The sequence below is a fragment of the Methylomonas albis genome (assembly GCF_014850955.1).
Lineage (GTDB): Bacteria > Pseudomonadota > Gammaproteobacteria > Methylococcales > Methylomonadaceae > Methylomonas > Methylomonas albis.
Map to the genome: position 1 here is coordinate 4760512 of NZ_JACXSS010000001.1, position 20902 is coordinate 4781413.

Consider the following 20902-nt stretch of genomic DNA (forward strand, 5'->3'; position numbering starts at 1 on the left):
ACGCAGGACATGGCCGCGCCGCGGCCCGATGTGCACCGCAGCGCGGTTAATCATCATTCCCACGCAGCGCGTAGGAACGAGGGCAAACGATGGGTTTAGCTGCGCCCTACCCATCAAATAGCCTCTCATTTTTCTTTAAATTGTAAACAATCCCGATCTAAAGCTGTGTTTATTCGCTATTTGCAATAGAATACAAACCATCCCCTTTTCAACAGCTAGCTCTCCGGAGAATTCGACATGACTGATAAAAAAGTGACGTTAAAACAGGACGACCAAGACCGCGTTATCGAATTACCGGTCACACCCGGCACCATGGGCCCGTCCGTCATCGATATTCGTTCTTTATACGCGCAGACCGGCCATTTTACTTACGATCCCGGCTTTACCTCCACAGCCAGCTGCACCTCAAAAATCACCTTTATCGACGGCGACGCCGGCGTGCTGTTGTATCGGGGCTACCCCATCGAACAACTGGCGGAAAAATGCGATTTTCTGGAAGTCTGTTACCTGCTGCTAAACGGTGATTTGCCCAACGGCTCGGAGATGAAGGGCTTCGTTACCAACATCAGTCAGCATGTCATGGTACACGAACAGCTGATTAAATTTTATAGCGGCTTCCGCCGCGACGCGCACCCGATGGCAGTACTGGTCGGTGTAGTGGGTGCGCTATCGGCGTTCTATCACGAAGTGATGGACATCACCTGCAAGGAAGATCGGTATAAATCGGCCATCCGCCTCATCGCCAAAATGCCGACCATGGTGGCCATGTGTTACAAATACAGCATCGGCATGCCGTTTATCTATCCCAAACGCAAACTGGGCTATGCGGAAAACTTCATGCGCATGATGCACGGCGATGCCGGCGAAGACTACCTGGCCAACCCGGTTTTGGTCAGAGCGCTGGATAGAATCCTGATCCTGCACGCCGACCACGAACAAAACGCATCGACCTCAACCGTGCGACTGGCCGGCTCCAGCGGCGCCAACCCGTATGCCTGCGTGGCAGCTGGCATTGCCTGCCTATGGGGCGCGGCGCATGGCGGCGCCAACGAGGCGGTGCTGAACATGCTGGAGGAAATCGGCGATGTGTCGAAGATTGGTGAATATGTTGCCAAAGCCAAGGACAAAAACGATCCGTTCCGGCTGATGGGTTTTGGTCACCGGGTTTACAAAAACTACGACCCGCGCGCCAAGCTGATGCGGCAAACCTGCCACGAAGTGTTGGACGAATTGAATCTGAACGACGACCGCCTGTTCAAACTGGCGATGGAATTGGAACGTATAGCGCTGGAAGACCCGTATTTCGTCGAGAAAAAACTCTACCCCAACGTCGATTTCTATTCCGGTATCGTCCTGCGCGCGCTGGGCATCCCGACCGACATGTTCACCGCCATCTTCGCATTGGCCCGTTCGGTAGGCTGGATCGCCCAATGGGACGAAATGATCTCCGACCCTGAACTAAAAATCGGCCGCCCGCGCCAGTTGTATAAAGGTGTAACGACTAGAGATGTGAAATATATTTCTAGTCGGTGAAAATTTAAAAAATCATCTCTCCCTCCAGGCGATGCCGTTAAGTTAAGCTCGGCCATTATGTCACCCCTCTTTGAAAAAAGGGGGGCCACAGATGAGCTACCACGATCTAGAAGCTAAAAGCTTGTCCCGCTTCCTCTGTGTATGATCGGTACCTAAATGTAACCGGATCCGAAATCTATCGCTGGTTTTCTGATTTTGGTGGCAGAGCAATCTGTCGCCATAGTGATGGTGACTTAAGGACAATAATTTTGCACTACTTAATTCAAGCATCGGCTTTTTTGTTTTTACTACGGACAATAAAGCCAACCCAGCCCAACAATGCAGATGAAAATGACCAAAATGCAGCGGGCAGGGGTACAGCGCTAATATATGCTGAGTTACCCAAAATGTAATTAAAGCTCATGCCGGTATGGCCGGTTTGTGTGTGTAGATTTAGGCTTAGCGCAATATCCAGGTTGTCGTCGGTTATTGTCACAAATTCAGACCATGCGCCTAAGTCCAAGGTTTTGTCGTGGAAAAAGCTAGCAGCACTATTTGAAACATTAGTATCAAGCAAATTGCTAAAACTATAGTTTCTCGACAGAGTCCCGCCCGCCCCAGAGATAATAATGCTTAGGGTCAAAATGTCACTAGCCCCCAAATTACTATCACCAAATGTTGGAGACAACAGCCCCAACAATAAATTTTGTTGATAGTTATAACGGGCAGTATCGATATTCAAATCTATCTTACTGGAATAGTCATGGAAGTTCCCATCGACTGCATTATTCAGCACCCCCTGGTTACCCAACAACCAAACTTGCGTATCGGCACCAATGTTAAAATTGCGACTAACATCAGGATGGTTAGCCACTGCAGCAGTTACATCCGTTGACAACGGCAGGGCGCTTGCATATGCGACAGCTTCTTTGCCATTCGCTGTCGATGCTGAAGTAGCTGATTGCCCAAGCGACGCCTTTACGTCACTGGAGCCTGTAACGGCCTCGGGAACGCTAGCTTCAGCAAAAACCGAGGCGTAACCACTTTGATTAGCTAGTGCTTTTGCGTATGAACCGTTTCCTCCTACGGAATTTGCATCTGCGATTACAAGCTTAGCAAGAGCCGGCCCAGCTCCCGCACTTGCGATTGCAATACTTGAAGCGTAGCCGTTACTTATACCATTGGTGCCAGCTTGCGCATCACCGGCTAAACCAAAACCATCAATTCCGTCACTCGCTCCACCAATAGCATAACTTGTGGCATAGACAGATCGATTTCCGCTGTTATTGGCGTTTGTGGTAGCGGAGGCGCTACCGCCGTTACCACCTTTACCTCCCTTACCGGCATTACCTCCGATAGCATTACTAGAAATAGAAACACTGTTACTACCAGTAGTAATGGCATTAGCTCTTGAGAATGCAGCCCCTCCGTTACCATTGCTATAGGCGAATGGATACGCATTCCCCCCGTCCCCGCCTCTTGCTTTATCGTTGATCTGAACAACATTGTTACCGTTGATACTACCGTTGGAATAGCTGGTGGCATTGCCGCCGTTACCGCCATTGGCACCAAATCCCACATCTCCGCCGCCGCCACCACCACCCGTAGCATCACTACTGATATAAATGCTGCGTCCTTCACCACTACCACCAGTAGTATTGTTTGAAATGGCATCGCCGCCATTACCGGCTCTACCAAATGCAGGACTACCGACACCACCGTTAGCCTGAGTCACCGTGGTTAATACCTGGCTAACGTTATTGTTCACAGACAGATCAGAATGTGCCTTACCACCATTTCCTATAAAATCATCGTGACTACTTAAACCACCGGTCGAATCTCCACCGTAAGCGTATTGCCTCAAGGTTAGCGAGCCACTGGTGAAACCAGTGACCGCGTTTTGCATTAAAGAGCCGGCACCATCGCTATTGCTACCGCTACCTCCATATTGGTAGGCACTAACCGTAACGTTGCCGCCGCCACTAGAATTGCCACTAGCTTTGGCAATGGCCGTACCGGCATTTGCACCATAACCCAAGCCGCGGCGACCACCGACAGCAGTGCTAGAGACATCAACGCTTTGATTGCCCGCGTTACTGCCGATTGCGTTGGAAGAGGCATTACCGCCAGCACCCGCCAGCCCATAGCCAGATAAAAAGGGCTCGTTAACTCCCCCGCCGTTGCCACCAGTGGCTTTATCGTTTACCTGAACATAACTGTTTCCGTTAGCACTAGCAGTAGTTTTACTGGTAGCGCTGCCACCCGCTCCCCCATTTCCACGGGCGTTATACAAAAAATCGGCAGCATTAACACCGCCGCCGCTACCTCCCTCAGCATAACTGTCGGCATTTATATTACGCCCATCTTCGTGACTTTCTGTGGTATTTGCGGCTAAAGCATCACCGCCAACGGCACGGCCGCTGTCGTCTCGACCAGTATCATTATTGCCACCAACGCCGCCAATAGCACTTGTTCTGGTGTTCAGTAAAATACTTTCGGTATTGTTTACAGACAGGGTGGAACTGGCCTTACCAGCCAATCCGATTTTGCCGCCATTACTACCTCCAGCGTTTCCGCCAGTGGCATATTGACCTAGGGTCAGTATGCCACTGGTCGACCCAGTGACAGTATTTTGCATGATGGAATCGGCGCCATTACCTCCGTCAGCACCGTCTATTGTGTCGTAGCCAGCCCCGCCGCCATAACCTCCGTCACCTCCCGTCTGGTGCGCATAGACCTGTACATATCCACCTCCACTGGAATCGCCACTGGCAGTCGCGGTGCTTGTACCGCCGTTGCCACCTTTCTGGCCCAAGCTGTAACCAGTACCACCATTACCGCCATAAGCGGTACTTTGTGAGCTTGAAATGCTCATCCCATTTGTGGTCGTGGCGGTGGTTACCGAATTCGCGCTGCCGCCGTCAGCACCTGAGCGATTATCAACACCTGCATTACCAACACCACCGTATGAAACCGCATCAGCTGTACTTCCACCGTAGCCACTATTACGTGATGTTGCAATGGCTGAAGCATTGCCGCCAATTCCTGGTCCACCGGTCGATCCAGCTAGACCAGGTGTCGATCCAGTCCCGCCTATCCCACCAACTCCACCGTTGCCGGCAGACGCAGATGTCGATGCGGCAACCGTGAAGCCACTGTATAAATCGGTTGTCGCGGATGCATGGGCATCGCCGCCTTTGCCACCGTTACCCCCCTGACCACCATTTGCACCGGCCAGCGAACCATCGCCGCCATTACCACCATCCCCGCCAGATCCAGCGTTTGCATTCGCGTTGTTATATAACGTAGATCCATTAGCAAACGCCGATGCATCGCCGCCTGCTACGCCGTTAGCACCATCAATTCCCGGACTCCCAGATGCGCCTGGAGCACCGTCAGCTCCCGGATTACCGTTGATAGTGATCATGTCTGCGCATGCGTACTGTGGTGTTATTCCTGTGACACTGGCAATTAAAATTACCGAAATAGCCTTACTTACTGGATTTATCTTCATAGCCCAATCCTTACGATGAATGAGTTGGAGACAATCAACGACTGCCATCTCTATAGCGTTAGCGTGTTGTTTATTGCAAAAAAAGCACGAACTGTTAACCCGCTAAGTCAGCCAACACCAAACTGTTGAGCATAGTTAATGTATTTAAACCCCGACAAAAGCAACCTAGTTAATAAGCTAACAATTGATATTAAACAACAACACCCTATTTCGACCTAGTGTATTTAATAAGTGGACAACATAAAGGGGCGTAAACCTGCCGAGAAAGTTTTTACTACCCCAATCTGAATTTAACGATTCAATAATCTAGCGGGCTGCGCTTCAACAATCTAATCAGCAAAAAATCCCTGGCAAAGCGCAGCAGGAACACCGGATTGGTGGAAAAATAGCGCTTAACCAAGCGCCTGTCCTTGGCCATTCTGTAGCACCATTCCAAACCGCTTTTTTGCATCCACAGCGGGGCCCGTTTGATATGTCCCGAATGAAAATCAAAAGCCGCCCCTACCCCTAATTGCACGGGCACATGAACTCGATCGAGATGCGCCGCGATCCATTTTTCCTGTTTGGGTGCACCTAAGCCCACCCAGAGAAAATCCGGCTTAGCCGCGTTGATTAAATCGACCAATTGTTGATCTTCTTCCGCGGACAAGGGCCGAAACGGCGGGGAATGCCAACCCACAAGTTCGGCTTGCGGATAGCTCTCGTGGATGTTGGCCACTAAATCCGCCAACACCTCATCCTTGCCGCCCAGAAAAAAATGTCGCCAACCCAGTTGCTGACCATGATCCAGGCATTTCAGCATCAAATCCGGTCCGCAAACCCGGGTCTTAATCTCTGCTTGATGCACCAGTTTGGCATACCAAACCAAAGGCAAGCCATCCATGGTGGAGAGGGCCCTATTGGAAATATCACGTAACTCATGATCGGAGAGACAGGCCACCGTGGTATGCACATTGGCGATACACACCTGATGAGATTGGCCACTACCAATCCACTCTTGAAATAGCTTTAAAGTAAGCTCGTAATCCAGGATAGGGAAGCGAACTCCGAAAATATCTACTGACTTGATTGACTGCATTCCGTGCTCCATCGGGTGGCTAATTGAAAGGGTACTTCTTGATTCTATCATGCCGCTAGCATCGCTATATTCACGCACAGAGTCAATCCACTCGCGATTGATAAAAAATGCAGGATGGTTGAACAAGCCAGGAAATCCTTGTTTCGTCGTTCCCGCAAAAGCGGGAATCCAGACAATCAGTCTTCCATATCGAACAGTAGTAACGCGTATTTCGGATAGCTATACGCTTGAGAAGCGTCGCCCAATCACTCCAAATACCAAAACGGTCAAGGCGCACAAATAACTACCAACTCATCGCTATATTGCCCAACCTCAGCATCTTTCAAAATATAAACCGCCGTATACCGGCGTAACTCCGGCTTGCCGGCTACCAGCAAGGGCCGGTTGTCCACATAAGGCGGTATCGTATCCCTGGCCAAAAATATAAAGTCCGGCTCGCCCTCGCGCTGGCAGTAAATATTGATGCCATCGCTTTTCGATTTAATAAAATTAAGCACCACCACACCGCCCGTTTGATCTACACCGGTCAAAACCGGTTTAGCCTCAGAAAGCTTGATCGTATCTTCCGCGCCTATGACGCCCAGAAAATTACCCATTGCATCCGAATACGCCGGATGCGCTTTGACGCGTCTGACTAAAGCCCTGGTATTACCTTCGACATTATTGACGCTGGCAGTCTTGGCGGCCGTGGCTTGTCTGGCTGCCGCAGAAGCAGCACTGCCTGCGCTGATCCTATCGTGTAACTCCAGGTTATCGCGTTCGACACTGGCAATATCTTCCGCGGATAAACCTAATTCAGCTTGCTTCGCGGCAAGATTCACCTTGAAACGATCATGCCAAACCAATAAATCGTTATCGGGATGCGGAAAGTAGTCGGATTTAGCCATATTAAATTCTCCTTGTTGTGACTAGAAATTGTCGTACACACGCAAATTCAGTTAAGCTGAGGAGTAACCGTTCATCTTTATGCCCAGTGGACATTGGATTTGCCGAAGGACAAAGGGTAAAAAACTGCTGTTGATTCCACAGAGATCAAGACAAACAGCTGTTGTGCCCTCAAGCATAACTTGACGTTATTGTGTCCCCAACGCCTGCTAGAGCAGGCTGTGTCGACAGACTGATAAATACAAGCAGCGCATAATTAGCGCGACGGATTTCACCGTAGAACAAACCGAACTTCGCGGCATAGACACTAACGGTTTAATTGATTCTATATGCGTTTTAGGGCGCGCCACAAGCCTTTGGCGGTGCGGCTAAATGTCGCGTCGGTACCCACGGCGCATTTATGGATACCGACAAAGCGCTTGGCCGTGCCCACGAGCGCTGCATCGGTGCCGACGAAGCGCCTGGTGGTGCCAACCAATCCATTCCGCGCCCCCACAAATTCTCTGTGAGCCCCCAGAAATCGCTCAGGAACACCGCCAAAACAATCTATGGCCCTCCATTAAGATTTAATTAAAATTGCAAAATGACTTGGTTATCAAGTAATTATGATTTAGGCTGTACCTAGCCTCTAATATCATCCGCTTATATTTCGACACCTTAGGCCCGTACAGATAGCTTGATGCAACGCCTGCACTTGCCAAATCAGACGAAATATATCCATTAGAGATGCGTATCAATATAAGCCAGGATGGGCACATTAAATGCCATTGTCGGCATGTGTAATCGCGACAGGCAGTTATCAACACATTTCAAAAGTATGTCAGACCGGCGCGCTTTAGCTCAAATGCTAGTCCGGCGCACCAAATTAGCTCGTAAAAATTAATTGCAAGCTGACTGCGGTTGAAAAAGCGTTATTGGAGAGGTTCCGTACTTCGGTTTTCAAAAGAGCTGCTAGTATTGTAAGCGTGTTGGCGATACAGGCTTTATGGAATAGCCCACTGTTGACCCAATACTGAAACATATACAAAGTACCTTAGTAACCAAGGACCGGAACACTACCCCGAAAATATTAACTGAATTAGCTGACTGTATTCCGTGGTCTGTCAGGCTATTGGAGCATGCGTTAATAAAAAGGAGAGAAAATGTTATCTAAACTTGTCATCACTCTAGCAATCTTGACGTTCTGCTCCGCAGTAACGGCAAAGGATTTTTACGTATCACCCTCAGGCAGCGACAGCCTGAACGGCTTATCCCCCAGCGCCAATTACTGGACAAAAACAGGCCCCTTCAAAACCCTAGCTCGTGCCCAGCAAGCTATACGCAAATTAAAAGCGGCCGGAAAGTTTAACGAAGCCATTACCGTGCACGTAGGTAAAGGCACTTACCAGTTGCAGTCGGCGCTGGAATTTGATGATAGAGATTCTGGCTTACCTAGTCAGGAAATTTTGTGGATCGGCGAAAAAGGCACCAGCATCATTTCTGGTGGCATCACGCTTAAAAATTGCCAACCCTATAATGCCGCCAATCCTCTGCAAATTTTAAGCTGTCCTTTAAATGCAGATACTGTAGCCAACATCCAAAGGGAAAATAATCACCGAATTCAAGGAAATAGTCCAGCATTTGAGATTTTCATTAACGAACGGCGAATGCACCTTGCGCGCTGGCCTAATGAGGATTGGGCCCATATCAAAGTGCCGTTAGATGAAAATACTCGCTTTAGTGTATTTGAAAAAATGCCGCAATTTTCGGGGGACTTAAGCAATGCACAAGTCCATATTTTTCCAGGCAATGACATTTACGACCATTATACTGGCGTATCAACAATAGATTTTGTCAACAATCAAATCAATTTATCCAGTGAAACTATTTATAAATTGACTAGCGGCAGGCGTTTTTATTTACAAAACTTAGAAGCAGCCCTAGATGTTCAAGATGAATGGTTTTATGACCAAACCAATAATAAAATACTATTTATTCCACCTATCGGCACAACTCAGAACAACATTGTATTATCCTCGGCAAAAAATCTATTGATGATTAATGATGCAAGTCATATTGGCTTTAAAAATTTGACTTTTCGACATAGTACCGGGGCTGCAATCAGGACTCAGCGATCTGAAAGTGTGTTATTCGATAATTTGGAGATAAATAATATCGCTGGCACAGCAATATACGCACCAGAAAACACTAACATAACCATCTCAAATAATCATATTCACGATGTCGGAACTGGTGGAATTTTAATTTCTGGTGGGGATAGACCGACACTAACGGCTTCGGGTAACCTAATCGATAATAATCATATTGATAACTATGATGCTATTTTGTTCACGTATTCGCCTGGCGTCTCAACTAATGGTGTCGCATCGGTAATAACTCATAATCTCATCGAGAACGGACATGGTAATGGTGTCTTCCTTTACGGAAACGACCATCTCATCGAAAAAAACGAGATCTCGCAGGTCTGTCAGCAATCTGACGATTGCGGAGCAATTTATTCCGGCAGAGATTGGACATATCGCGGCAATATCGTACGTTACAACTATCTTCACGACTTTTCCGGCTATCAATTGAAGACACTTGATATCGCCAATAATATTATCCAGTATACGCGCGAAGGTACACGAGGCATTTATCTTGACGACGCGGTCAGCGGGTTTACAGTATTCGGCAATATCCTGGTTAACGCTGGCTCTATCTCAATTCAGCTCGGCGGGGGCCGCGACCATCATATAGAAAACAATGTTATTAAAACTAGCACATATGCAATATATATTGATCAACGCTTCGGAAGTTACAATTGGGATAACAACAGAGACTCTTTGAAAACCATGCCTATTACCAGTAGCGTGTGGTTGACAAAATATCCAGAGCTGGGAGCCCCGATGGCTCATGATACCTGGCCAGAAGGCAACAGCATTCAACGAAATGTCATTCTTTCGACAAACAGCCTAGGTTATTCGTTGTTTTACGTATTACCTCCGCAAGGCAATACGGTAGGCAACAATCTAGCATGGCACGCTAGCAGCGACATAAGGGTGTATTACCAAATACTAGGTACGTTTATCGGTAAAAATCGTGCACCCTGGCGTGATTGGCTAAGTCATAGCATTGAAAATAATAGTATAAATGAGGACCCATGCTTGAACATATCAGGCAGTAAAATTAGCATTGGATGTACTAATTCACCTTTATCTAAAATAGGTTTCCAAATCCCGCCCTCCGACATTGGCATTTTTCAATAGGAAACCAATTAATTACTAGCTAATCCAAATAATTTTATACCTGCATCAAAACTATTACGCTGGATATAAACCCAGGAAAATGTCATGAAAACAGCTTCTCATAATATTGTGGGAAGCCGTTATTTCGCTTGGGAAACAGAATTTTTTAGCCAGACATTGGCAGTAAAAGATCAGGAATATTAAAGATATTACTGCTCAACGCAACCGCATTACCCCGTCAACTTAAAAAACTTATACAAAATATCACTATTCCTAAAGGGCATTAGAAATTTTAATTTCTATCACCCAGGCATTAGATGAGGTAACTATGCTATATAATATTGTCTTTCTTATCACTTTACTTTGCATTTCGACCAAAGCAACGGCCTTAGATTTTTACGTTACCCCCTCCGGAAATGATCAAACAAACGGTCTAGCCGCCGAAGCCACCACTGCAGGAACAAGTGGTCCATTTAAAACCCTTACACGTGCGCAACAAGCCATTAGGGACTTAAAAAAGAATGGACTATTCAAAGAACCAATCACAGTGCATATCCAAACTGGTATTTATGTTCTGCAAAAACCTCTAGAATTTGATATTAGAGATTCTGGTTTCGCTGGCCGCGAAATTCGTTGGCAAGGCGAAAACGGCCCAGTTGTAATTAGTGGAGGTATTGCGTTGCAAAACTGCGGGGTAGATAACGGCGAAATCTGGAGTTGTACAACCTCAGGGTTACCATTGGATAAGATTAAATATCTGCAGGGATACCGCAAGCGTGGCGACATTCCAGGCTTTGAATTATTTATAAATCAGCAGCCTATGCATCTTGCCCGCTGGCCTAATACGGATTGGGCCCATATTAAACTACCTATAGACGAAAGAACCCGCTTTAGTATCATAGAGCCATTACCTCCACTAGCGAACGACCTGAATCGGGCTCAAGTCCACATAATGGCGGGTAACGACTGGCATGATCAATATCTTGGTGTATCCGCAATTGATCAATACCAAAACGAGATTACCCTTTCAAGCAACACCAATTATCAATTAGCTAGTGGTCGAAGATTTTATCTGCAAAATATTCGCTCAGAGCTGGATACGCCTAGCGAATGGTTTTACGATCAGACGAATAATAAAATATTATTTATTCCCCCAGAAAAAGCCGAGCCCAGTGAGATAGTCATTTCGGCCTTGGAAAACCTACTGATTATTAAGGATTCAAATTACATCAGTTTTAACAAAGTAGCATTTCGGTACAGTACCGATATTGCGATTCGTCTCGACAAAACCAGTCATCTGCTTTTTAACGAGATAGAGGCTAACAATATTGGTGGCTGGGCAATAGAGGCCAAAAATAGCATCAATACCAGCATTATTAACAGCCATATTCATAAAACTGGCGCAGGAGGAGTTTTTATAAGCGGCGGTAACAGAAACACCCTGGAAGCGGCCAATAATTTTGTCCATAACAACCATATTCATGAATTTGGGCGAGTGGTAATGACCAATACCGCAGCCATCGAATTGGGTGGAGTAGGTAGCCGCGTCACACACAATTTAATTGAACAAAGCCCTGGAACGGGAATAATGATATACGGAAATGACCATTTGCTTGAAAAAAATGAAGTTCATCATGTTTGCGAGCAAGCATCCGATTGCGGCGCAATTTACTCCGGGCGGGATTGGACTTTTCACGGGAATATTATCAGGTATAACAGTATCCATGACCTGTTCGGTTACGGCTTGCAAAGTGTAGACATTACCAACAATAAAGTCACTTATGTAAAACCCGACGGTGTGCGCGGCGTTTATCTGGATGACTCTGTTAGTGGATTCAGTGTGATCGGCAATCTATTTAATAATGCCGGCGCATTGGCAATCCAGCTAGGCAGTGGCCGTTTCAATATCATAGAAAATAACCTTATCAGCACGGCTAATTACGCACTTTTTGTAGATCACAGGGTACCGGGTACTGAAATTAAAAAGCGACTTACACAAGTACCTTACCAAAGCCCCATTTGGCTGAGCAAATATCCCAAACTGGGTCAGCCCATGCATAATGAAAACTGGCCGGAAAATAATAGCCTGCAACGCAATATTATTATCTCCAATAATCTGACCGGTCCGTCCTTGCGTTATTTAATGCCCAAGCAGAGTAACGTTTTAGGTAGCAATCTGGTGTGGAGTCCCTCAAACCAATTTAGCGTCGAATACGATATTTTGGACGTCTCGTCTAAACGCGGCAGAACTTCTTGGCGAGAATGGAACAATGAAGGAATAGAGCAAGACAGTATCTATGCGGACCCCTGTGTGACAATAACCGGAAACCAAGTCACTTTTTGCCCGGACTCGCCAGCCAAAAAAATCGGATTCCAAGCTATACCTACTGATATTGGCTTAATAAGATAATTTTATAGCCAAAATTTATTGGGGGTGACGTAAAACCCAAGTCCCGTAACTTCATCCCCATATATGTTGCTTAGTTTGTATACGGTATGTGGTGTTTGGACTCCGGCGTGGCGACCACTGGGTTGAATTCCGTGTATTGCGCCTTATCAGAAACCCAAGCAAGGCAGATGCGTATAAGACAATAAATGAATGAATAGGCAAGCCAATTTCATCAAGAAATTGCATACGGTAACCAACTTGAAAGCTCTCCTGACGGTTTGAAAGGCCTAAAAAACCATTGCCCCACTGGCCGTGGCCAGGATCAAAGGTTCCTTGAAACTCATATATCTAAGAGTAGAAGTTAACAACCTCTATATAATAATATTCCTCCATCGCAATAAAGTAATGTAAGTCATCATACTCAACATTATAATCATTCTCTCCGTTTACTATTAAGTAAACTAGGGACAACGCATAATTAGTAGTTAAAACCAACTTGATTTTTATTTATTCGGAGTAGTCGTGTTTAGTACCAAGACATTTTATGCAGCACTAACAATATCACATGGGACTGGACTTAATCCTGAGTTTTTATCAGACTGATACCCCCTTCTGGAAATATGTCAACGAAAACGGTTTTGCTGCCATCAAAATTTTTTCCTTTGGGAGTTAATGATTAACCCGCCGCCAGCCTCAATAAAATCATCATTACGGGATAATTACAGCTGTTTACCGTTGCCGTCTAAGATTTGATCATTAAAATCTTCAAGATGAATGACAGTTCATAAAATCTCGCCCACTTGAAATAATATTAGCTTTGATTTATGCGGCACAAGCATCCGTATAAATTGCCATAAGCTCAGCGTAATTTTGCTCGGCGGTATATTTTTCAAGAAAAATACGCCTAGCGTTTGCGCCGAGCTGTCGCGCTTGCAAAGGGTTTTCCAGTAGAAATTTAGCTTTTTCAGCGAGATCCTCGGCATTGCCCGGTTCAAATAACAGACCTGTTTCGCCATCCTTGATTATATCGGCCATACTACCTAGGCGAGAGGCGAGAACGGGCAGGCCGTGAGCAAATGCTTCAACCAGCACCAACGGAAAACCTTCATACCACTGGGAGGGTAACACCAAAAAAGTAGCTTTTCGCATTAAAGCACTAACCTCAGCTGTAGTTTGCCGACCTAATGCCTCGACATTGTTCCGCCCCAGCAACAATGACTCAAGGGGCCCGCTGCCAGCAACTTTCAACATATTTTTTTCGCTCAACGCTATCCATGCGTCCATCAATACTTTAATGCCTTTTTCCTTACTTATACGGCCTACGAACAATGCAAACTCGGAGGATAAGGGTGGGGATATCGTAAGTGACGAATTCAGAAAAGGATCATGTAAAAAATTAGCTTTAATAGCGATCTTATCTGCTGGAAATCCAGCGGCGATAAATTTAGACTTTGCAAATTCAGTCAGAGCGATGAAACGAGTGACCTTATCCTGCCAAGTGCCTCGATTGCGATGTTGTGCGACCATATGCGCCACTACTAAACTGCCCAGCCTTGATCCACGATAACAAGCATACCAAGCCGCTTGGTATGGCGAACGTGAGACGCATTGCTCACAAATATTACCATCGCGCATCAGCATCGCTCCTGGACAAATCAGCCGGTAATTATGTAGAGTCTGAACTACCGGGATTCCTTCATCCAAGCAAGCATCATAGATAGATGGACTAATTTGCGGAAAAAAATTATGCACATGGACAACATCCGGTTGGAAATTTCGCAATTTCTCCCTAGCAATCGCCCGAGCGGCTGGCGAATAGTTGGTATTTAACGCAGTTCCAATCTTGCCAATTAATCCATTTGGCAAGTCTTTATTGTCAACACTCCATAACTCTACTTCATTATCGTATTTAGTTAATAAACTTACTTCCGCAGCGACAACATTATCTTCGCCTCCAGCCTGCTGGTAACTATTATGGACAACCAGAATTTTCATTGGATTGGGGGATATTGATATAAGGTTGAGGCGACCGCTAACTAAAAGGTTACCTATTTTATTGTTGAACTAAACCAACCAAGATTAGGCCGCGTGTTTGCTTTTTATGAATTTAACGATGCGAGGCAAGAAAAATCGCCGTAAATGAACCAAATTTGGGAAATAAACAAGAATTCTGTTTATCCTGCTTTGCAAACCACTTTTAGCGCCAAAGAGGCCAAACTGATTAATCAGAATCTTTGGCGGAACTTCGATTGTAATACAATAATGTTCCGCCATCTTTCTTTTCTGAAAATGAATATAAATATATTCGTTATCTTCACCTGTTCCGTTTTTACAAAGTAGCTTGCCATGCGACCAGATAAAATATTGCCCCCAATGATTAGGATGGGCCGTCATATATAAGAAAGGAGATTTTGGATTTATATCGGCAATCAACTCTTCGCGAAACACCGGAAGCCCCATCGTTGCGAATATCTTATCGATGCCATTGGTTTCGTCAAAATTAAAAAAATTTTCAGATGAAAAAATATCTCGATAGCTAAGCGAATCGACAATATTTTTATATACACCATTATTTTCTTTTGAATTCTTATAAAGGGTTAAGTGACCTCTACGAAAAATTTTAACATACTGCGCCTGTTTCGCGACTTCCACTACTGGAGTTAAATCTCCAAATACCATATCAAAATCACAATGCCCCACCAATCATAATTCTCCAAATAATCCACAAGCAACTCTCCATATGCCGGCTGAAAATCAGTAAGCTTATACGGTGAGTTAAGCGCTATCGGAAACGCAATAACAGATTGAAAGCGGACACGAATATCCTCGAATGTGGTCTTTATGATCCTGACATTAGAAGGTAGACTCAAGGGAGTATCAAAATCAATGAAGAATAAAAAATCGACAAGTTTATTCACTCCACAAGAATATAAGAACAAATCAAAATAATCAGGGCGCTTACCGAAGTAAATATTCAAAATAATAATTTTCATGCTTCCTCTTCTAAGGATTAATTGTTCATCCAACGGTATTAAAGTATTTTTGAATACCTTCAACAAAATTCAGCGCCATTTTTTCTATTGAAAACAAATCACCACTTGCTAATGCATTATTTTGCAACTTAGCTAACGAGTCTTGCGATTCAAGAACATCAACTATCGCTTGTGCGTAATCTTCTTCAGAGTGTTTAGTCATTACGCCATTAAAGCCATGCTGTAGGTATTCAATTTCCGGACTGTGATTGGGTATATCGCTAGTAAATAATGGCAGACTTGCAGTAAAAGCATCCAATATAGCTAAACCGACAAGACCGGGGCATAAAAACAATTCTGCAGACTTAAAAGCCACCGCTTTTCGATCGCCAAACAACGACCCTAAATATTTGACAAATGAATATCGATTCGCAAACTCTTCTACTAAAATACGATCTTTGCCATTACCAACTACCAACAGCACAAAGTCAGGATTTTTTCGATGGATTATTAATGCGGCGGACAATAAAAATCTGATTCTCTTATCCGCGTATAGGCTGCCGCAAAACAATCCGATTCTACCATTTTCACCAATAGCTAAAGATTGTCTAAACTGGATTACACATTCCGGTAATTGCAAAGCGAGTAACTGTTTGAACTCCGAAGTATCGATGCTATTATTCAACACAGTAATTTTTGAGCTTTGATAACCTAATTCGCCTATATAGTTTGCTACACCTTGCGTATAGGCAAACCACCAGTCACATTGCGTTGACAGCTTCTTTTTTAATTGTTCTCTCCAACTACGTGGATTACCTTGCCTATTTTGACCATGACCCCAGTAAGCAAAATGCTTACAATGGATCTTTCTAAAAAGAATTAGTATATAATTGTGAAAATGTTTGTTAGCCTGTTCCGTGATGATTAGATCCCCCCATAAAATGTGGGACAAGGCATTATCTAAAAAATGTAATTTACCACCAAAAAACCAAAGACTCTTTTCTATTCGACAAAATTGATTACCCAAAACAACATTATCGCCTTTGCTTTGCTCATGTGGTGGTGGACTGCCACAAACGACTCGTAGCTCGTGCCCTTGCTCTGCAAGTAGTTTCCCCATTAATTCAAACAGCGGCACTCGATATTGTTTTAACATGGGCTGAAATATAACTATTTTCATGAAAGTCCGAGCTGATGATCTGTCATTTTTATTGACGGCGTTATTGCAATTGACCAAAGAGACCTAATAACACCGACTTTGGTGACTATAGCCAATCTTTTGCCCTCGTCCCACCGTAAAGGGGATATTTTCTTGTGCCGGCTTGAGCTTAACCGCATCAACGCCTGAACCGACCCGCGCCGTAACAAATGGTCTAATGCATTTAGTAGAGTCTAAAACCTATTGTTATAAACCTTCCGAACAAGCTTTGATAGGTAAATAGCAGAATGCCCAATACACCATTAGCTATTTAACTATCAATAGAAAATCACACGTAACATACCGGGACAATATCAATATGTTTTTCACCCAGCATAGAGAGTCGTAGAGGACAATCTTTAGTTGGCCAGCCCTCCCTATCCTCATAAATAAATAACTGATATTTACTTGGTAGAGAATCAGAGGAGATCGCATCTACTTTCGAAAAATAACGCTCATATCTTTTAAAATAATCAAAGCCAGGCGCCCGCACATGATAGTCTTCTTCTGGATTTGGCTCAGGGTACTCAATCGTTTTTTCAGCTACTATTGGGACTGGCAGTATCGCTATGCCGTTCGGCTTTAGAATTCTATAAATTTCTGAGATAGCCTTTTCATCGTCAGGCACATGTTCCAATACATGTGAAGCAAAGACAAAATCATATGTATGATCGTCAAACGGAAGTTGCTGCAGATCGACATTGTGATCAACGCCCTTCATATTTAAATCCGCAGTCTCATATTGACCAAAACGCTTACTAAAAAAATCGCGGAAGAATGATTCGGGGGCAAAATGAAGCATTTTCAGATTACCAGAGTTAATCTGTTTTAACACGTCATTTACGACAAGAAACTGAATTCTTTGCCTTTCTCCGGAATTGCAATTTGGACATTTTGCGTGTTTTCTTGGGCCAGTTGAGCCAATAATATCTAGAAAAGGACCATCGTAACCACAAAGAGGACATTCAAACCTCTCCCTATGTGGATCACGAAGATTCAAAATCAATAAATCAATTTTATTCTTTAGCCTGTGAACGTGGTCTTTTGGTGTCATGAAGGTATCCTTATATATTGACAATTATCGAAAAATTTAAATTTCGTTAGTAAAATAGCACCATAGCTAAACTTTTTACTAATGAACTGGTACTAAAGTGTAATTGTGCAACCCAATTTTTTTTATATCTTGATTGCCTTCAAATATATTAACTTATGTGACCGATGTAGAATTGAAGACTTACCAAAATTTTATAACGTTGACTATCACAAACAAGCCCCATGAACATTCCAACTTATTGTATATTTTAAATAGTTATACAAATATGCAATGGCGAATCTATAGTAGATAAGCGCTCAAACTAAAAATCTACATCCTTCATAGCTTCATAGATACCTTTCGCTAATGCCAAATCTTTAGTCCTAATAGTACCGTGAGCGCCAGCTGCATCGCTCTAAATAATCTATATCCACACTAATAGAGCATCAGATTAAATTAGAAACGTTAAAAATGAAGCCTAATTTTTTTACTTTTGTTAGCGCTGGAAAATTTATAACATTAGAAGTTGAGCCTCTGATTAATGCAGTTTTTCAAGAAAAACAGATGCGCAAGCTATTGATTTAATAGTTGCCAAAAATTCGAGATAACGAATTAATCAGAGGTTCCTTAAGTAGTTAGATTGAATGCTCTTAAATAAAAAATAACGAAAATACCGCCTATTCCATCCGCTACAAACCAATTCGTCTATTAAAGAAAGCTCTCACACGATAAGTATGCCTTTCAGTTAATAAAGATAAGGTCCAAGCTATCACAACACAAATAACAAGAAATAATAAAGCCGTTAACCACTGATGGTAGTACCTGGGAATATCGTGCCATCCATACCCAAAGTTGCTTTTTAGCGCTGCACACATAAACATAAGTAGTGGCACATGTATTGCGTACAATGAATACGAGAAACCACCTAATTTGCCATGCCCAGCCCAATTCAATAGTGACCAGTTAACTTTATTATATTGTAAAGAGCACAGCACATTTGCGAATAAAATTGCGATTATAATTTCAAACAAAAAGCCATATGGCCCAAATATTACTGATGACCGAACCACCAATCGGATTAAGATCAACATTGCAATAAAAATACAAAATTCCACAAATGGTGAATTAACAAAGGACCTTTCTCTCTTCACAGAAAAAACCGCACCAATACTCCACAAAACAAATCCAACAAAATGCCATTTTGAAGCCAAAGACATTGAAATAATAAGGCAGAGTCCAACTCCAAATAAAAACCATGTTTTCAGAGACCTGTGATAGAGAATTGGCGCTAAAATTAGAGGGAATGTCATATAGTACCAGAATTCATTTGCAAGGGTTTCTAGGGGACCGTTTGTACCCAAAATATCGCAAAATAAATTTTGTAGATTTAATAATGAACCAACTATTGAAAAAATAAAGGCCGATTCTGACTGACTATTAAGCTTCTCTAAATGCTCGCTATAAACACCTGATGCCGAGAAAAGACCCATACCCAAGTAATCCAAAGAGCTCCCGACAACCAATACGGGAATAAGGACAAGATAAATCCTAGTTATACGAGCGACAAGATATTTTTTTGTATTAAATTTTTGCCCATTTAGCGCCTTTTTTAGGACAGGACCACCCACCAAAAAACCACTCAAAACAAAGAATACAACAACCCCCCAATGCGCAAAACCACATACAAATCCCCAAAGATAACTTTCTATGGTCCTATCGGGAGATGGTATTTTGTCTAATACGACAAACATCCTATTATTTAAGTGAGTTAGTATAACAAAAAACGCAGACACCCATCTGGCAGCATCTAAAAAGGAAGATAGCCCATGGTTATACTCGGAGTTTCCGCGAATCAATGGATCAGTTTCAACATTAATAGCGTTATATTTCATTGCGAATCACCACCTTACTATAATTGCCTACTAATTTAATCGCTTTTAGTTAAAATTTCATCATAAATATTTTCTAACTTAGCCGAGCAATTAATAATGTCAAACTTATTGACAACAAACTGGCGAGCTTTTTTTGCTTTTAGCACAAGATCGTCAGGATTTGAAAACAGCTCATCTACTTGAAACGCCAAAGACATATAATCATTCTCTTCAAATAATAAGCCCGTTTCATTTTCAATTATAGCCTCCGGTATTCCGCCCGAACGAGTTGCAACCACGGGCAATCCGCAAGCCTGCGCCTCGATTAATGCAATCCCAAATGCTTCAGTCTGTCCTTTTGAGTCTTGTCTACTAGCGTGAATGTACAATGATGCCTTACCAAGTTCGGCTAGGACTTTATCATGGGATAATGCACCGAGCCATTCAATATGATTGGAAACTCCAAGTTCGTCCGCAAGCCGTTTTAGCGTCTCAGTTTCCGACCCGGAGCCAATCTGAATTAAATGTAATCCAGGATATTTGACTATAAGGGCTGGTAATGCTCTCAAGATAGTATCAACTCCTTTCCAATTTACATGTCTTGATATATTAATGAGTCGGTACGCTACTTTGGCGTTTATTCCTGGCACAAATTTTTCTGTATCAACCCCTATATAATGAACCAGGAGCTTATCGGCAGGATACCCTTTATTGATTAAACAATTTTTTAAAAATTCGGAAACCACAATAATCCGCGAGGCATAGCGAATTAGCCCCTTTTCTCTAAAAAGAAACAGAATATTGGATAACTTTCTTGAACAGAGCATGGCGCCACGAGATTGCTGAGCATCAAAACCATGGTATGTCACCACCAAAGGCAATTTATTTCGCTTTACAAATGGCAAAATCATTGCCGCATCTGGTCCAAAATGGGCATGAACCAATTGCGGAATCTGCGCAAGCTTTGCCAGACCGAACAAGGTAAAAACAACTTTCTTCCAAAAACTGGTCGCACCGATTAAACATACAGCGTTAAATCCTGTCAAGGACGCTGGGTTAGTAGTGGTAGCATCTCTATACCATATCACCGGGATATAATGACGCAAGCCAGACAGCTGGCTAGGTATAAAAGCTTCAGACGGAAGTAGATAAACCGTACGATAAATTGCAATTAATTTTTCCATTCGGAATTTTACGTATTTCAATATAAGTCTTGTGTTGATAAG

The 20902-nt window shown here is 43.6% G+C and carries 12 protein-coding genes and 1 pseudogene; 3 read left to right on the forward strand and 10 right to left on the reverse strand.

Going from position 1 to position 20902, the window contains the following annotated elements:
• Positions 1 to 237: 237 nt before the first annotated feature.
• Positions 238 to 1533, forward strand: coding sequence for a citrate synthase (gltA, locus tag EBA_RS21495; protein WP_192376619.1), 1296 nt, complete (start codon positions 238 to 240; stop codon positions 1531 to 1533).
• 262 nt (positions 1534 to 1795) lie between these two features.
• Here gltA and EBA_RS21500 read toward each other — a convergent pair whose 3' ends face one another.
• The 4 genes from EBA_RS21500 to EBA_RS21515 all read right to left on the reverse strand — a co-directional run bounded on the left by EBA_RS21500 (position 1796) and on the right by EBA_RS21515 (position 7485).
• Positions 1796 to 5026: a beta strand repeat-containing protein gene (locus EBA_RS21500; RefSeq protein ID WP_192376620.1), complete on the reverse strand. Its 3231-nt coding sequence runs from the start codon at positions 5024 to 5026 to the stop codon at positions 1796 to 1798.
• Between the two features lie 298 nt (positions 5027 to 5324).
• A complete protein-coding gene (locus EBA_RS21505; RefSeq protein WP_192376621.1) occupies positions 5325 to 6104 on the reverse strand; it encodes a WecB/TagA/CpsF family glycosyltransferase in 780 nt (259 codons plus the stop codon).
• A 266-nt stretch (positions 6105 to 6370) separates the two neighbouring features.
• Complete coding sequence (locus EBA_RS21510; RefSeq protein WP_192376622.1) at positions 6371 to 6991, reverse strand: hypothetical protein; 621 nt, start codon at positions 6989 to 6991, stop codon at positions 6371 to 6373.
• 323 nt (positions 6992 to 7314) lie between these two features.
• Complete coding sequence (locus EBA_RS21515) at positions 7315 to 7485, reverse strand: hypothetical protein (RefSeq protein ID WP_192376623.1); 171 nt, start codon at positions 7483 to 7485, stop codon at positions 7315 to 7317.
• Positions 7486 to 8131: 646 nt separating this feature from the next.
• Here EBA_RS21515 and EBA_RS21520 point away from each other — a divergent pair.
• Positions 8132 to 10234, forward strand: a complete 2103-nt coding sequence (locus EBA_RS21520) for a right-handed parallel beta-helix repeat-containing protein (protein WP_192376624.1) — start codon at positions 8132 to 8134, stop codon at positions 10232 to 10234.
• Between the two features lie 307 nt (positions 10235 to 10541).
• Positions 10542 to 12623, forward strand: a complete 2082-nt coding sequence (locus EBA_RS21525; RefSeq protein WP_192376625.1) for a right-handed parallel beta-helix repeat-containing protein — start codon at positions 10542 to 10544, stop codon at positions 12621 to 12623.
• 801 nt (positions 12624 to 13424) lie between these two features.
• Here EBA_RS21525 and EBA_RS21530 read toward each other — a convergent pair.
• The 6 genes and pseudogenes from EBA_RS21530 to EBA_RS21560 form a co-directional block, all read right to left on the reverse strand.
• Positions 13425 to 14597: a glycosyltransferase gene (locus tag EBA_RS21530; protein WP_192376626.1), complete on the reverse strand. Its 1173-nt coding sequence runs from the start codon at positions 14595 to 14597 to the stop codon at positions 13425 to 13427.
• Between the two features lie 84 nt (positions 14598 to 14681).
• Positions 14682 to 15595 (reverse strand): annotated as a pseudogene (locus EBA_RS21535) (DUF6625 family protein).
• Between the two features lie 25 nt (positions 15596 to 15620).
• Entirely contained in the window at positions 15621 to 16754 is a 1134-nt protein-coding gene (locus EBA_RS21545; protein ID WP_192376629.1) for a glycosyltransferase family 4 protein, read from the reverse strand.
• Positions 16755 to 17061: 307 nt separating this feature from the next.
• A complete protein-coding gene (locus tag EBA_RS21550; protein ID WP_192376630.1) occupies positions 17062 to 17826 on the reverse strand; it encodes a class I SAM-dependent methyltransferase in 765 nt (254 codons plus the stop codon).
• A 668-nt stretch (positions 17827 to 18494) separates the two neighbouring features.
• Positions 18495 to 19697 carry an acyltransferase family protein gene (locus EBA_RS21555; RefSeq protein WP_192376631.1) on the reverse strand — a complete coding sequence of 401 codons (1203 nt, stop codon included), beginning with the start codon at positions 19695 to 19697 and terminating at the stop codon, positions 18495 to 18497.
• A 35-nt stretch (positions 19698 to 19732) separates the two neighbouring features.
• Positions 19733 to 20860, reverse strand: coding sequence for a glycosyltransferase (locus EBA_RS21560; RefSeq protein WP_192376632.1), 1128 nt, complete (start codon positions 20858 to 20860; stop codon positions 19733 to 19735).
• Between the last annotated feature and the right edge of the window lie 42 nt (positions 20861 to 20902).